12 protein-coding genes and 1 pseudogene are annotated in these 14,270 nt (G+C 70.3%); 4 read left to right on the top strand and 9 right to left on the bottom strand.

What is annotated here, in order from left to right; all coding sequences use genetic code 11:
• Positions 1-125 precede the first annotated feature (125 nt).
• Entirely contained in the window at positions 126-1,148 is a 1,023-nt protein-coding gene (speB, locus tag CED_RS00625; RefSeq protein WP_035908138.1) for an agmatinase, read from the top strand.
• A gap of 117 nt (positions 1,149-1,265) precedes the next feature.
• Here speB and CED_RS00620 read toward each other — a convergent pair whose 3' ends face one another.
• On the bottom strand, positions 1,266-1,718 hold the full coding sequence (locus CED_RS00620) for a hypothetical protein (RefSeq protein WP_023841205.1): 453 nt from the start codon (positions 1,716-1,718) through the stop codon (positions 1,266-1,268).
• A 202-nt stretch (positions 1,719-1,920) separates the two neighbouring features.
• Positions 1,921-2,114, bottom strand: a pseudogene (locus CED_RS25940) (transposase); the annotation flags it as partial.
• A gap of 153 nt (positions 2,115-2,267) precedes the next feature.
• Here CED_RS25940 and CED_RS00615 point away from each other — a divergent pair.
• Complete coding sequence (locus tag CED_RS00615; protein WP_035908137.1) at positions 2,268-3,278, top strand: hypothetical protein; 1,011 nt, start codon at positions 2,268-2,270, stop codon at positions 3,276-3,278.
• Between the two features lie 116 nt (positions 3,279-3,394).
• Positions 3,395-4,750 (top strand): ABC transporter substrate-binding protein, encoded by a 1,356-nt coding sequence (locus CED_RS00610; protein WP_035908136.1) that lies wholly within the window; start codon positions 3,395-3,397, stop codon positions 4,748-4,750.
• Positions 4,751-4,874: 124 nt separating this feature from the next.
• Here CED_RS00610 and CED_RS00605 read toward each other — a convergent pair whose 3' ends face one another.
• From CED_RS00605 to CED_RS00575, 7 genes are all read right to left on the bottom strand, one after another.
• Entirely contained in the window at positions 4,875-5,549 is a 675-nt protein-coding gene (locus CED_RS00605) for an ABC transporter ATP-binding protein (protein WP_035908135.1), read from the bottom strand.
• Entirely contained in the window at positions 5,546-6,349 is an 804-nt protein-coding gene (locus CED_RS00600; protein WP_011435307.1) for an ABC transporter ATP-binding protein, read from the bottom strand. Before CED_RS00600 ends, CED_RS00605 begins: the two co-directional genes overlap by 4 nt.
• Positions 6,346-8,664, bottom strand: a complete 2,319-nt coding sequence (locus CED_RS00595; protein ID WP_035908134.1) for an ABC transporter permease — start codon at positions 8,662-8,664, stop codon at positions 6,346-6,348. The genes CED_RS00600 and CED_RS00595 overlap by 4 nt, the downstream gene beginning before the upstream one ends.
• A 120-nt stretch (positions 8,665-8,784) precedes the next feature.
• Positions 8,785-9,285: a hypothetical protein gene (locus tag CED_RS00590; RefSeq protein WP_035908133.1), complete on the bottom strand. Its 501-nt coding sequence runs from the start codon at positions 9,283-9,285 to the stop codon at positions 8,785-8,787.
• 425 nt (positions 9,286-9,710) lie between these two features.
• Positions 9,711-10,715, bottom strand: a complete 1,005-nt coding sequence (locus CED_RS00585; protein WP_035908132.1) for an NAD-dependent epimerase/dehydratase family protein — start codon at positions 10,713-10,715, stop codon at positions 9,711-9,713.
• An 8-nt stretch (positions 10,716-10,723) separates the two neighbouring features.
• Positions 10,724-12,217 carry a helix-turn-helix domain-containing protein gene (locus CED_RS00580; protein WP_035908131.1) on the bottom strand — a complete coding sequence of 498 codons (1,494 nt, stop codon included), beginning with the start codon at positions 12,215-12,217 and terminating at the stop codon, positions 10,724-10,726.
• A gap of 169 nt (positions 12,218-12,386) precedes the next feature.
• Positions 12,387-12,581 carry a hypothetical protein gene (locus CED_RS00575; RefSeq protein WP_035732600.1) on the bottom strand — a complete coding sequence of 65 codons (195 nt, stop codon included), beginning with the start codon at positions 12,579-12,581 and terminating at the stop codon, positions 12,387-12,389.
• Positions 12,582-12,963: 382 nt separating this feature from the next.
• Between CED_RS00575 and CED_RS24150 the strand changes: the two genes are divergently transcribed.
• On the top strand, positions 12,964-14,270 hold a 1,307-nt coding region (locus tag CED_RS24150; RefSeq protein ID WP_035908287.1), incomplete at its 3' end, for a nicotinate phosphoribosyltransferase.

Raw genomic sequence — 14,270 nt, 5'->3', positions numbered from 1 at the left:
GCCGGGTGGTCTGGGTGCGGTGCCGCGACCTCCACCGGAGAAGCGTAACCGGGGCGCGGANCAGTGGGTGGCGGACCGGGGGTGGCGGACCGTGGGACAGTGGAAGGGCCCGATCGGAGGGACGGATGACGGCACGAAACGGCGATCGTGAGCCGGGTCCGGACGCGCCCGGCTACGCGGGGCTCGCGACCTTCTGCGGACTGCCCTGGCTGCCCGGGACGGAGGCGCTGGCGGCCCGCCGGCCCGACGTTGCCGTCGTCGGTGCTCCGTTCGACATCTCGACGACCCACCGTCCCGGCGCCCGGTTCGGCCCTCGGGCGATGCGGGCCAACGCCTACAACCCCGGCACCTACCATCTCGACCTCGGTATCGAGATCTTCGACTGGCTCGACGTCGTTGACGCTGGCGACGCGCACTGTCCGCATGGGCTCACCGAGGCGTCCCATCGCAACATCCGGGCCAAGGTCGCGCGGATCGCCGGGCTCGGCACGATCCCGCTCGTCATCGGTGGCGACCATTCGATCACCTGGCCGGCCGCAACCGGCGTGGCCGACGCCGTGGGCTGGGGTGAACTCGGTCTGCTGCACTTCGACGCGCATGCCGACACCGCGGACGTCATCGACGGCAACCTCGCCTCGCACGGCACTCCGATGCGACGGCTCATCGAGTCCGGTGCCGTGCGTGGACGCAACTTTGTCCAGGTGGGGCTGCGCGGCTACTGGCCGCCGCCGGACGTTTTCGCCTGGATGCGCGAGCAGGAGATGACCTGGCATCTCATGCACGAGATCTGGGAGCGGGGCAGCCGTGACGTCGTCGTGGACGCGATCGCGCAGGCCACGGACGGGTGCCGGGCCATGTACCTGTCGGTCGACATCGACGTCCTGGATCCGGGGTTCGCGCCGGGCACCGGCACCCCGGANCCNGGGGGGATGNCCCCGGCCGACCTGCTGCGGGCGGTCCGTCAGATCGCGCTCGACACGCCGCTTGTGGCCGCCGACATCGTCGAAGTCNCCCCGCCGTACGACCACGCGGAAACGACGGTCAACAGCGCCCATCGCGTCGCCATGGAGGTCTTCGCGGGACTTGCCTACCGCAGGCGGGAAGCCGCCGGTGGCGTTCCGGACCTGCCCGGGTCGGCCCCGGCCTGAGCCGCCCTCCGTGGTAACCGTCCGTGGCAACCGGGAGTCGGTTGGACCGTCGACCGAACCATCGGCGTTTCGTATTCCCGCGAGTGCTTCGTATTCCCGCGAGTACGCAGAGCGCCCTTATTCCAGGTGCAGTGCGCCCTCCTCAGCCGTGCGTGCATCCACGTCCGGCGTGACGATGCTGGGAATGGCGAAGTTCGCGTCGTAATCCTCCGCGAGGGTCGTCGTCCCCTCGCCGTACGCGTCCGCATCGAGAACAGCCCCGGACTCCCGCCGCTCGGCTTCCAGGTAGGGGTCGGCGTCCGGCGTTTCCGCGGCGAGTTGCCGATCGAAGGACGGCCCCGCACGCTCCTCACGCGGTGTGCTCGGATAGCGGACGCCGGCACTCGGTCTGTCGGGCGCGTCCCAACTGTCGTCCAATGGATCTCGGCCGGCATCCGTCGAGCCGAGATCGTCGCTGTCGAGCATCTCCGCGGGTTCCAGGGGAGCATCCTCGCGGTACCACGGCTGTTCGGAGTCGGCTGTGATGGAACCAGGGTCGAACTGCTCGGAACCCGAGGCTGGCTGCGCCATGGCTGTCTCCCTGACCGGCCCACGGACGCGGCGCGGCCTGCTTGGGACATCCCGCAACATTCCGCCCAGCAAAGCGAGTCCGGCCACTGTTGATATCGGTGCGTCCCGGGCCGCTCCCGGCACGCCTCGCCGCATGACCTTCCCGGCGACGGCCGGGCTAAGCCCGCCGCCGTGGTCCTTGCTCGCCGTGGCCCCATGGTTCGACCACCGTCTGGTTCTCGCGGATGATCCTCGTGGACGGCGTGTGCGGATGATCCCGGCGCCGGTCGCGGATCCGGCCGTGGATCCGCGCCACCTTCGCCCGGGCCTTCGTCCGCTTCACCGACCCTGCCGCGTGCGGGACAGCTCCCGCTGCGCCCGGGCGAGGCGCTGCCGGTCGCGGCGTGAACGACGTGGATCAGGCGACNGGGNGGGGGTGTGTGCCGCCGCGGNCNGGGCGCCCGCCGAGAGTGGCATTGCGAGTGCCATCGGCAGCGGGACGGACACGGTTACCGCGTGGGGTGACCCCGCTTGTCGGCGAATAGGAGATGGCGTATACCGTCCCGCTTTGTGGCTACTGTTGCTGACCGGATACTCGACCAGCTTGCCAAAGTTCCCGCGGGTTTGGACGACGGCAGGTTGGCGGCGGCGATCGGGGCGAGCCGGGGCACGGTGAACCAGGTCTGCCGGAAGCTCGCGCAGGCGGGGCGGCTGGACCGGGGGCAGGGTCCCGACGGCCTGATTCTCAACCGTCTGACGCTCGCGGCGACCTCGCCGCCCGAGGAGTCGGAATCCGCCGATGTCGTCCCCTCGGCCGATGTCGTCCCCTCAGCGCTCGTCGAGGAGGTCACTTCTCCCGCCGTGGCCGAGCCTGTTCCCGATGCGTCCGCGTCGGTCGAGTTCCCGTCGGCCCAGCCTGTTCCCGACGTCTCCGCGTCGGTTGAACGTGCTTCTGCGGGGTCTGAGCCTGCCGTCGCCGCAGCCGAGGCGGTCACGGCCACAGGCGCCGATGAGCAGGCGGTCGATGGCGAGCCGGTGGACGTGCCCGCCGAGCCGGCCGCCGAGGTCGTCGAGGTCATTGAGGTCGTCGAGCCCGGCCCGGTCGCCGAGGCGGGTGCGGCGCCGGCCGTGCCGGCGCCGGCCGTGCCGGCCCCGGGGCGCGCCGAGGATCCGGTCACGGTGATCGGCCAGGCCCTGGCCGCCCTGGACGAGGCGATGTCCGTGTTGGGCAGCACGATCGTCCCGGCCTCACTCGATGCGGTAGGTGGTGCGTCGCATGCCTCTCCGTCGCCGGGCGGTACGGTAACCGAGCTTTCCGGGGAGCAGGGGGCTCCCACGGAGCGCGCCGAGGGCGTCGGGGGTGGCAGCCGGCCGGTAGTCGGTGCGCCCCTGCCCACAGGGACGGCCGCGAGCCGGGAGACCCACGAGCCGGCGAGCGGGGGTACCGCACGCCGGGAAGGCGGGGAAGACGGGGCCGGGGGGAGCACCCCGACTTTGGAGAAGGCACCGGCCGATCGCGCGAGCACCGCACCGGTGCGTCGAAGCTGGTGGCGCCGAATGTTTGTCCGTAACGCCCATTGATGTAACTAGCGGTACATAGTCGGCAGTGGGACCGGCTGTCGTCAGCTGAAGCGTCGACGATGTTGATCGGCAATAACGTTTCGAGCGTCACCGATCTACCAGGGGAGAGCATGTCCATGCGAGCGAGATCGCTCGTCGCCGCCGCCGCCATTGTGCTGTCGTCGCTGGCGCTCGTCGCCTGCGGCAGCCGGGCCAGTAGCAGCGGAACGACCTCGGCCGGCAACAAACCGGCCGGGGTGTCGAACAATACAGCTTCGGATATCGGCGTCACGCCGACCGAGATCAAGATCGGTACAATCGCTGGCCTGAGCAGCGGTTTCGGACCGGACACGTTCTCCGCCTCACTGTACGGGGCGCGGGCCTATTTCAAGGCGCTCAACGCCGCGGGCGGAGTAAACGGGCGCACCGTGAACCTCGTCGAGTGTGACGACAAGGGCAGCGGGGACGGAAATGCGAACTGCGCGCACAAGCTCGTCGACGACGAGAAGGTCTTCGCGCTCGCCGGGGTGACGGCGTTCGACTACACGGGTGCGCAGTACATCAACTCCAAGGGTGTTCCGGATATCGGCGGCCAGCCCGTGTCCGCCGCCTACGATCAGTATCCGCACCTGTACTCGATCTACGGCAGCTATTATCCGCGCACCGGCAGCCGTCCCGGCTACAACGGCACGCTCTACGCGGGGACCGAGATCTACCGCTGGTTCAAGCAGAATCTGAAGACCAACGTCGCCGGGGTTGTGTACTACAACGTCGCCCCGTCGGAGCGGTACGCCAAGTCGATCGNGGACGGCCTGCGCAAGGAGGGCTACACGGTCGTCGAGGAGCAGATCAATCTCGGCGCCCCGAGTTGGGACGCAACGGTCCTCGACCTCAAGCGGCGCGGCGTCCAGATCGTCTTCGACGCGATGGACGACGGCGGTAACGCTCAGCTGTGCAACGCCATCGAGNCCCANAAACTGCCGATCACGGCGAAGGTGNCCCCGCCGCAGGGCTGGGCCAACAACATCCGCCAGGTCTACAGCGCCTCCCCGAACTGCCGGAACACGATCTACTCCACCGGCGGCACCGCCAACTATGCGGACACTCAGATTCCCGCGGTCGCCACGTTCCAGAAGGATCTGCAGGCGGCCGCGCCCGATCGGGTGGCCAAGATGAACCTGTGGATGCTCGAGGGTTACGCCTCGGCCCAGTGGCTGACCGACGCGATCCGCTCCTGCGGCGCCGACGTCACCCGCGCCTGCGTCGAGGCGTACATGAACAGCGGCAAGGACTACGACGGTCACGGCCTGCTCATCCCGACCGGCCGGAACTTCAAGAAGTCGCCTGAACCGCCGTCGCAGGAGGAGAACTGCCTCAACGTCGCCCGTTGGCAGGACTCGGCGAACGGCAACCAGGGTGGCTGGGTGACCCAGGTCAAGGACATGAACACCAACTGCTTCACCGTCCCGGATCTGCCCTACCCGGCCGGCTGATCTCTCGCGGGACCGCCTGCGTGATCCCGGGCCCCGGTCGGGGCAACCCTCCACGGCACCGCGGAGGGAACCTCGACCGGGGCCTTTCACATCGGGGGGCCTTTCACCGAGGCCTTTCGCGGCCCTACGCTCGGAATTCCTCCGGCCCGCCCGCGAAGGACCGCTCGCCCCGGTGCAGGACGTAGACCAGGTCCGCCATCGCCAGGGCCTGCTCGGTGTACTGGTCGGCGAGCACGACGGTGGTGCCCGNCGATGCGACCGTCGCAAGCCAGCCGAACAGGTCCGCGGCGACCTTCGGGGATAGTCCGAGCGACAGCTCGTCGACCATCAGGACCGAGGGGCGGGCCAGCAGGGCGCGGGCGAGTGCCAGCATTCGCCGCTCACCGCCCGACATCGATCCGGCCCGCTGCGTCAGCCGCTCCCGCAGCCGGGGGAACGACTCCAGCGCGGGGGTGATGTCGGGNTGCCCGCTGGCCTCCGCGATGATCTGCAGATTGTCCCGGACCGACAGGGTGGCGAAGACGGCCCGTTCGTCCGGCACGAGCATCAGTCCTCGGCGGGCCCGGTCGACGGTGGACACCTTGGTGATGTCCTCGCCGCGCCAGGTCAGACNGCCCGAACGCAGTGGGATCAGCCCGGCCAGCACCCGTAGGGTGGTGCTCTTGCCCGCGCCGTTGACCCCGAGCAGGGCGGTGACCTTGCCGGGGGGGATGGCAAGGTCCAGACCGTGCAGGACCTCCACGGTCCCGTAGCCGGCCCGTGCCCCGGTCAGTTCGAGTTCGGCCGTCGCCGTGGTCACCGTGCCTCCTGCGGCTGCTTCAGGACCGTTTCATCGTGGCGATGGGCAGCCTGGGCCAGGTACACCGACCGCACGGTCGGGTCGTCGCGGACGTGCCCGGGATCGCCGGACGCGACGACCCGACCGCCGACCATGGCGTACACCTGGTCGGCGACGGAGAAGACCAGGTCGACGTCGTGGTCGACGATCAGGATGCCGACCCCGTCGTCGGCGGTCCGGCGCAGCAGCTGCGAGAACCTGGCGGTCTCGTCGTTGTCCAGACCGCTGGCGGGCTCGTCGAGCAGCAGGATGTCCGGCTGGGCGCACAGCGCCCGCGCGAACTCGACCAGCCGCAGGGCACCGGTGGGCAGCGTGCCGGCGATGGTGTCCCGCAGGTCGGACAGGCCGAGGGAGCCGAGGGTTTCCTCGACGAGGCGGCTGACGTGTCCTCGGCCCTTNGACGCCAGGCCCAGCAGGCCGCCGGCATAGTCCCGGTGCCGGTTTTCCGCGCCGACAAGCAGGTTGTCCGCGACCGTGAGGGTGGGGAAGAGCGAGGGAACCTGGAAGGTCTGCACCAGACCACGCCGGGACCGGATGTCCGGCCGCATTTTTGTGATGTCGCTCTTGTCGAGCAGGACCTTGCCCTCGTCGGGCTGCTCGACCCCGGTCAGCAGGCTGAACAGCGTCGACTTCCCGGCACCGTTCGGGCCGATGAGGCCGGTGATCACGCCCTGGGGGGCGACAAGGTCGACGTGGTCGACCGCGGTCAGACCGCCGTAGCGGCGGACCAGGCCAACGGCCTGTAGCACGTGCCGACTCATACCCGACCTCCGTCCCGCAGGGAGGTCGCCGCCGCGGGTCCCGAACCCCCCTGCTCGTGGCCCACGTGACCTGGTGAGGTGGGGTAGACGTCGGCGGGCAGGCCACCGCGCTCGCCGCGGGGCGCGGGGGGCAGCAGCGGTGCGCCGCTCGACCGGGCCGCATACTCCTGCACCAGGGTCAGCAGGCTGGCCCCGAACGGGGTCGGCCGCGGCGAGCCCGGTGGCAGCACGGGCGAGGAGCGGCCCGGAGGCCAGCTCGCGGATGGCCCGGGCTGGGCGGCCCCCAGCGGCGCGCCGATCCCGGGGATCCCGGAGATCCCGGTGACGCCGGTGATGCCAGTGGTCGCTGGCAGGTATCCGACGGCGGAGATGCGCACCGGCACCGGACGCGGTGCCCGATGGTTGGGATCGACGAAGCCGTCCGCGAGGTGGAGGGCGAGCAGCCGCAGCAGACCCCGGACGGCCGAGGCCAGGCCGCCGGGCATCCAGCCGAGGGCGAGGGCGAGGATGCCGATGGCGAGGATCGAGGATCCGGCCGGCGCCAGTACGTCGATCGTGACGATGAACGCCGCGGCGACGATCGCGCCGGCCGCGCTGTCGGCGCCGAAGACGACCACGGCGGTGAACCACAGCAGGCTCTGCAACGGTGCGAAGTCGTCGGCGGAGAACGAGTAGCTGCTGTGCACCAGCAGCGCACCACCCAGCCCGGCGACGACGGAGGAGACGGTGAAGGCCAGCAGCTTGAGGTTGCGGACGTCAACCCCGACCGCCGCCGCACCCTCCGCATGGTCACGCACGGCGAGCAGCGCCCGACCGAGCCGACCGCGATGCAGATTACCCACGAAGAACAGGCCGAGGCCCAGGCAGACCAGTTCAAGGACGTAGAACGCCTCGTCGGGCAGCTCCCAGCCGAAGAACGTCAGCGGGTCGAGGTAGAGGCCGGTCGCGAAGGTGGGCTGTTCGAAGACGAAACGGCTGACCACGGCGCCGACCGCGAAGGTGGTCAGCGCCAGGGTGAGGCCGCGGCGGCGGATCGCTGGGTAGCCGGTGATCAGACCGATCGGGGCGACGAGCAGGGCGCCGATGAACATCGACGCGACGCCCGGCAGCTTCGGCAGTCCGAACAGGTCACCGTTGGCGAGCTTGAGTGACAGCAGCGCCCCGAGGCCCGCGTAGCCGGCCGAGCCCAGGGAGAGCTGGCCGCTGTAGCCGGTGACGATGACCATCGACAGGAAGATGAGGGCGAGCGCCGGGACCATGAACGCCGAACGCAGATCGGACGGGGCGAAGGTGAGCGGTGCGAGCAGCAGCGCGGCACCGCCGAGCTTGCCCAGGAAGTCGCGGCGGGCCTTGGTCTGGCTGGCCGGGCCCGACGGCGGTGCGCCGCGGCTGGAGAAGCTGGCGGTGGTCCCGGAGTCGCCGGTGCCGAGCTCGCGCAGCTTCGGCACCGCGAGCAGCAGGACCAGCAGGGCGACGATGAACAGGTTCGACTGCAGGACGGTGAGGATCTGGCCCGCGTTACCGTCGAGGGTGAACTGCTTGAGTTCGCTCTGCAGGACGGCGATGCCCAGGGCCGTGAGGACGGCCACCGGCATGCTCGACAGCCGGGCCGCCACCACCACCGCAAAGGTCTCCAGCACCAGCAGGGTCAGCCCGTACGGGGTGAGTTGAAAGCGGGGGGCGAGCAGGATGCCGGTGAGGCCGGCGAGCGTCGTCCCCGCCGCCCAGCCAGCCGCGGCGACCTGGTCCGCGGGAACACCGGACAGCTCGGCGAGCTGCCGGTCGTCGACGACCGCGCGGATCTGGCGGCCAAACACCGTGCGGGTGGCGATGACGCCGATGACCGCGCAGAACACCACGACCATCGCGAGCTCGGCCAGCGCGTCGACACCGATCCGGGTGTCACCGAACAGCTTCACCGACGAGTTCGGGAAGATGCTTGGTGCGTCACTACGCGAGCCCAGACCCCAGATGCCCGCCGTCATCCCGAGGGTGAGGACCAGCACACCGAGGCTGGCGACCAGGGATTCGGCCGCCGATGCGCGGCGACGGGCCAGCGGCCGGAAGACCAACCGCTCCAGCAGCAGGCCGATCCCGGGGGACACCACGGCGAGCGCGATGATGGCGGCCAGCCAGATCGGCAGCCCCCACACGACCACCATCTCGCGGAAGACGTACGCCACCAGCGTGGCGATGCCGCCCTGGGCCAGGTTGAGGACCCCGTTGGTGCGGTAGGTGACCAGCAGGCCGATACCGGACAGGGCGGCGATCGCCCNGAGGGAGANCCCCGCCAGTCCCAGGTCGATGCTGGTCACCGGGCACTCCCTGGGAGCCGGTCGCCGCCTGCCGTCCGGTCGTCGCCGTCCGCCGGGTCACATGTGATCACGGAACTGCTCGCCTTCCGCACCGTGGCATCGTTGGAAACGCAGGCTCTGTCAGGCGTGCTGGCCGGGTGTGGTGGCATTCGCGGCGGGTGCCTGGCCGCTCCCGGGGNCCGTCACAGCGAAGCGCGAGTTCTGCTGGTGCGTGGCCGTTGTCTGCTGGTACGAGCCGGTCTGCTGGTACGAGCCCTGGGGGCGGGTGGCCGGCTGACCGGCCTCGGGTGCGGCACCCGCGCCCGCCGCCGCGATGATCAGCGAGTGTAGGTCGTCGACCTGGCCGGCGGTGTGGGCCTGGGCGGCCTGAGCGGCGTCGAAGCGGTCGGCCACCAGCAGCGCACTTCCCACCAGAATGAGTGCTAGGCCCCCAAAACCGCCGGAAACCACGTAGGGTAGTTGGAAAGCGACGTCCGTCTCCTTGGAGACACCCAGGTAGCAGCCGAGCAGAAGTACGCCGCCGGCGGCCATCACCACCCATCCGCGCAGCGCGCGGACCACGTCGACCACCAGGCGCGATGTGGGCCGCGGGTTATCGGTCCCAGCGGTCTGCTCGTCCACTTTCGTCTCCCCCAAGGAGCATGTCGTCGTCGGTCATGCGGCGCGGTCGTGCGGGCGGCGCGGTCGTGCGGCGGAGCCTCCGCGTGGAGCCCGCCCCCGAGATGATCCGGGTCACGACAGGCGTCAGATTAGTGTGCGGAGATGAACAGGTGCTCCGTCGGGTGGCCCACGGCTGTTCCCGGCGAGCTCCGGCGGCACGGGAAGCTCCGTCGCATTAGGTATACGAGGATAAGCCGGCCGATGGAAGGCCTTGCGAAGTATGCCCGTCTGCAACCAGTCTGCTACTCTATGTCGGCTGTCGGCTGTCGGCTGGCGGCTGGCTGTCGGGCCNGGGGGAAGGGCCGGGAGGGATGCCAGCCGCAGCCTGCCGCACCGCGGGCCGATGCCTGCCGCATCGCGGGCCACCGCGGGGCCACCGCGGGGCCTCAGGTGATGCTCGGAGCGATCCGCTGGCGTGGCGGCAGGGCGGTGGCCCCGGCCGGTGCCGGCCCCCGGCCCCAGCGCCACGCGTCGGCGACGATGCGGTCGATGCTCGACGCCGGAGAGCTCCAGCCGAGATCGGCGCGGATCCGGGTGCTGTCACCGATCAGCGTCCTCGGTTCGGAGACCGGCGGACAGTGGACGCGGCGGACCGGGCGCCCGGCGACCCGGCCGACCGCGGCGAGCACGTCGGTGACACTCACCCCGACGCCGCTGCCCACGTTGAACACCGCGCAGTGCCCGGGGCGCGCGGCGACCAGCGCCGTCAGGTAGGCCGTCGCCATGTCCACGACGTGGACGTACTCCCGCAGCGCGAGGCCGTCCCCGTTGACCCGGAACACGTCCCGGCACCCGCTCGCCACGGCGATCGCCGCCGGGATGATCCGGCTGCCGTCGCGGTCGATGTGTCCCGCGACGGCACCCGCGACGTTGAAGGAACGTAGGATCACCGCGCCGAGCAGCCCGGTGCCGGCCTGGTGGGACAGCAGCCGCTCGGCGGCGAACTTGGAGGTTCCGTAGGGGTTCGCCGGGTCGGGTGGGCAGGTCTCCGGGATCCGGGCGAGGTCGACGTTGCCGTAGACCGCGCAGGTGGATCCGAAGACGAACGCGGGTGCGACCCCGGTGTGTTCGGCGCCCTCCTCCAGGGCGGCCAGCAGGTTGATGGTGCCGGTCAGGTTTGTCTGGAAGTAGCGCACGGGATCCAGCCGCGACTCCCGCACCCGGGTCAGGGCCGCGAGATGGCACACCCCCTCGAATCCCCGGCTGACCCCCGCCGCGGCCAGCTGGCGGGGATCGAGCAGGTCCGCGGCCACCACCTCGACATCGGGGGCGAACCGCGGCGTGGTCATCGGCTCGCGGACCATCGCCGTAACCTGGTGTCCGGCGGNGGNGAGCATGTCCGTGACCACTCCGCCGATGAAGCCGGCCGCGCCGGTGACAAGGACGCGCATGTCCGGGATCAGGATGCGGCCCGCATGCGCATCCCGAGGAGGGTCTCCCGGTGGCGCCAGGCGAGTTCCAGGCAGGCGGCGGCCGACGGGGCGATGGGCTCGGTGTCGACGAGACGGCGCAGCGCCGAGTGGGTGAACGGGATGCCCTCGGTCACCGACCGGTTCGGACCCGCGGTGACGACCGATCCCTCGGCATTGGTCTGGACCATGCTGCCGAAAAGCCGGTCGAAGGCGTCGGCGTCCACCACGACGACGGTGAGGATCTCGCCGAACAGAGTGAGCGCGTCCAGCCCGATCCCGAAGTACGACACCCGCATGGCGCCGGACCGACGCGCCTGCTCGAACGAACGGAACGGCTCGTCGGTGTCATAGTCGATCGGGCTGGACGAGCTGCCGTCGTGCTCCGGGTTGCCCAGCAGCTCCTCGCTCAGCTCACGCATGATGTTGCGCCACAGGTCGAAGTCGGCCTCATGGTGGAACGGGGTGATGCCCGACGGCTGGAAGACCCCGGCCGGGATGACGTGGTACACCCCGCCCGCGGTCGCGACCGAGCCCGCGCTGCGCCGGTGCAGGAAGAAGCTCGCCTGGCCGCCGCGATCGTGGCGGATCGTGAGCGTGTTGATGGACGGCAGGGCCGCCCGCCGGGTGAAGTCGAACGGATCTCCGATGNGCGCCCGGAAGGGCAGCGCGGGCCAGGACAGTCCGCTGCCGGCCATCGCGGCCGCCGTCTCGTGTGCGACGGTCTCGCAGACGTCGACGGCGTCGAAGTACGTCGTGNGGGCGAAGCTCAGCGANGGNTGGTTGTCCGTTGNCGGNCCCGCGGNCCCGTCACCGCCGATATCGAGCAGGCGAAAACTGAGCCGGTTCTCGAACAGGGTCGGCCGGTCGAGGTCCCGCATCGCCCGCGTGTAGCGCTGGTAGCGGTTCTGCTGACCGCCTCCACCGAGCAGGGGCCGGCTACCGGCCGTCTCGGGTTCGTCTCCCCTGATCGTGGGGGCCTCGGCGCTATCGTGCCACCCAAGGGTGACATCGTCGATGTCCACCGGGGTGTCCCACACCCAGCCGGGTCGGGCCAGTAGCCCGCTGCCGAGTCGGTCGGTTTCCGGGTAGAGCCGCACCGCCGCGCGGGCGAGGCTGATCCGATGGTGGTTGAGGTGATCGCGGGTGAGCCGCCACGCGCGTTGGCTCGCGGCGGCCNGCTCGGCCGCCGGACTGCGCGGCGCTGTCTCCCGGCGACGGTCCGTCATCGATCCTGGGGCCAGGCCGACGTCCTCGGGGGACAGCGCCAGATTGCGGGCGATGTGACGGAGCGTCGAGATGTCGTGGATAGCCCGCCGGCCGCTCTCCACCTTGGATACGTAGGACTGGTCGAAGCCCAGACGGTCGGCGAGCTGCTGCTGCGTGAGGCCGTGGGCCTGCCGGTACGCGCGTAGGAGTTGGCCCACACCAACGCTGGTGGGAGTAGAACGCGGCGGCGTCCATAGCCAAGTGTGACCGGTCACCCGCAACCCTCTCGTCCGACAATCGTGTTACGCGAAGTGAGCATAACGAGCCGGGCATCTAGGGGTGCAGTGACATAATTCGAACATCTCGTGTGGGTGTAATTTTGCGGCTTCCAGCAACATCCTCGGTGCCATGTGTTATGCGAGGGCGTTCCCGTCGAATGTATGTTCATTGGTTGGGAAGTCCGTCCGCGAGGTCGAGGACGATCACAATGATGATCAGGAGGAGTATCCAGCGGAAGAAGCCGATACGGCTCCAGACCTCGCGCGCGATGCCCCGGCCCGCCCGGCCGCCGAGCACCAGCAGTGCGAACAGCGCCCCGCCGACCGTGACGAGGAAGATCCCGGCATTGCTGTGGTCCACGGTCAAGACGATCGCACGCCGACCCCGGGGATCCCCGGGGATCCCCGGAGAGTGTTTCTGTTCGGGTCGCGACCGAAGGTGACCGACCGTTCTCGCGGTTATCCTCCCCGTGTTCGCCGTCGGGCCGGTCGGGGTTGCGCTGATCGGCCTGGTGCCGATCGTCCTAGCGCTGATCGGCCTAGCGCTGATCAACGTGGTCACGTCGAGGCTCTCTCATGTGCTACTGAAGGTCGATGGAACGTGTAGTGCATGCCGTGTTGGAATCGACGTTCACCCACTGTAAGATCAACGCACCCCGACGGGATGAACTCACTCCCTTTCCTCGCCCGCCAAATCGCCGGTCGGCGCGCATCGGAGCCTGCTCGTCCCTACCGTGTTCCGGATGTCGACGGCACTCCTGACCGATCACTATGAGTTGACCATGTTGCGCGCGGCGCTCCGGTCCGGCGCGGCGGATCGCCGTGTGGTCTTCGAAGTCTTCACCCGATCGTTGCCGCCGGGTCGNCGTTTTGGTGTGTTCGCCGGCACCGGTCGGCTGCNCGATGCGCTGGCGGACTTCCGGTTCGGGCCGCCCGAGCTAGCTGCTCTGCGGGCCGCCGATGTCATCGACGAGGCCACGGCACAGTGGCTGGCGGACTACCACTTCGGCGGCGACATCCATGGCTTCGCCGAGGGCGAGCCGTTCTTCGCCGAGACGCCCGTGCTCGCCGTCGAGGGCACCTTCGCTGAGACCGTGCTGCTCGAGACACTCGTGCTCGCCATCCTCAACCACGACAGCGCGATCGCGGCCGCTGGGGCCCGGATGGTTGGGGCGGCCGGGGACCGGCCCTGTCTCGAGATGGGATCTCGGCGCACCCATGAGGCCGCCGCCGTGGCCGCCGCCCGCGCGGCCTACCTCGTGGGTTTCGCGGCCACGTCGAACCTGGAGGCTGCCCGGACGTACGAGGTCCCCAGCGTCGGTACCAGCGCGCACGCCTTCACACTCGTTCATCCAAGCGAGGCCGAGGCGTTCGCCGCGCAGGTCGCAGCCCTCGGTGTCGGCACAACGCTGCTCGTCGACACGTACGACGTCCCTGCGGGGGTCGCAGCCGCCGTCGCGACGGCGGGCACCGAGCTTGGGGCCGTCCGGATCGACAGCGGGGACCTGGGTCGGGTCGCCGGCGCCGTCCGCGCGCAGCTTGACGGCCTCGGCGCGACCAGAACACGGATCATCGCGACCGGGGATCTGGACGAGCACGCCATAGCCCGGTTGGGCGACGCCCCAGTAGACGGCTACGGTGTCGGCACCAGCCTAGTCACCGGTGCGGGGGCGCCCACCGCGGGGTTCGTCTACAAGCTGGTCGAGGTCGACGGCGAACCCGTGGCGAAGAGNTCGGTCGGCAAGAGCACCCGTGGGGGGCGCAAGCGGGTCGTCCGCCGCCATGACCTCAACGGCCGGGCCGTCGCTGATGTCATCTTTCCGAGCCCGCCGGGCTCGCCGTCGGCCCCGGACCGCTTGTCCGGTCCGTCCGGCCCGGGGGTGGATCCCGCTGGCTCCGGCGACGCGCTCCCCGCGTCGCCGCGACCGCCCGACCCGGCCCGGGACCGGGACCTGTTGCGTCCGCTGGTGAAGGCCGGTGAGCCGGTCGGTGGCCTGACCGGGCCGGCCGGCACCCGGCGCGCCCGCGAGCACCATCGTCTGGCCCTCGC

Source organism: Frankia sp. CeD (assembly GCF_000732115.1).
GTDB classification, from domain to species: domain Bacteria; phylum Actinomycetota; class Actinomycetes; order Frankiales; family Frankiaceae; genus Frankia; species Frankia casuarinae.
This window is presented reverse-complemented; position numbering and strand designations above follow the sequence as displayed.

Bases quoted from the DNA above. Each gene is read 5' to 3' on its own strand.
- CED_RS00620 (WP_023841205.1), bottom strand. From the start codon at position 1,718: ATGGCGCAGCCAGCCTCGGGTTCCGAGCAGTTCGACCCTGGTTCCATC.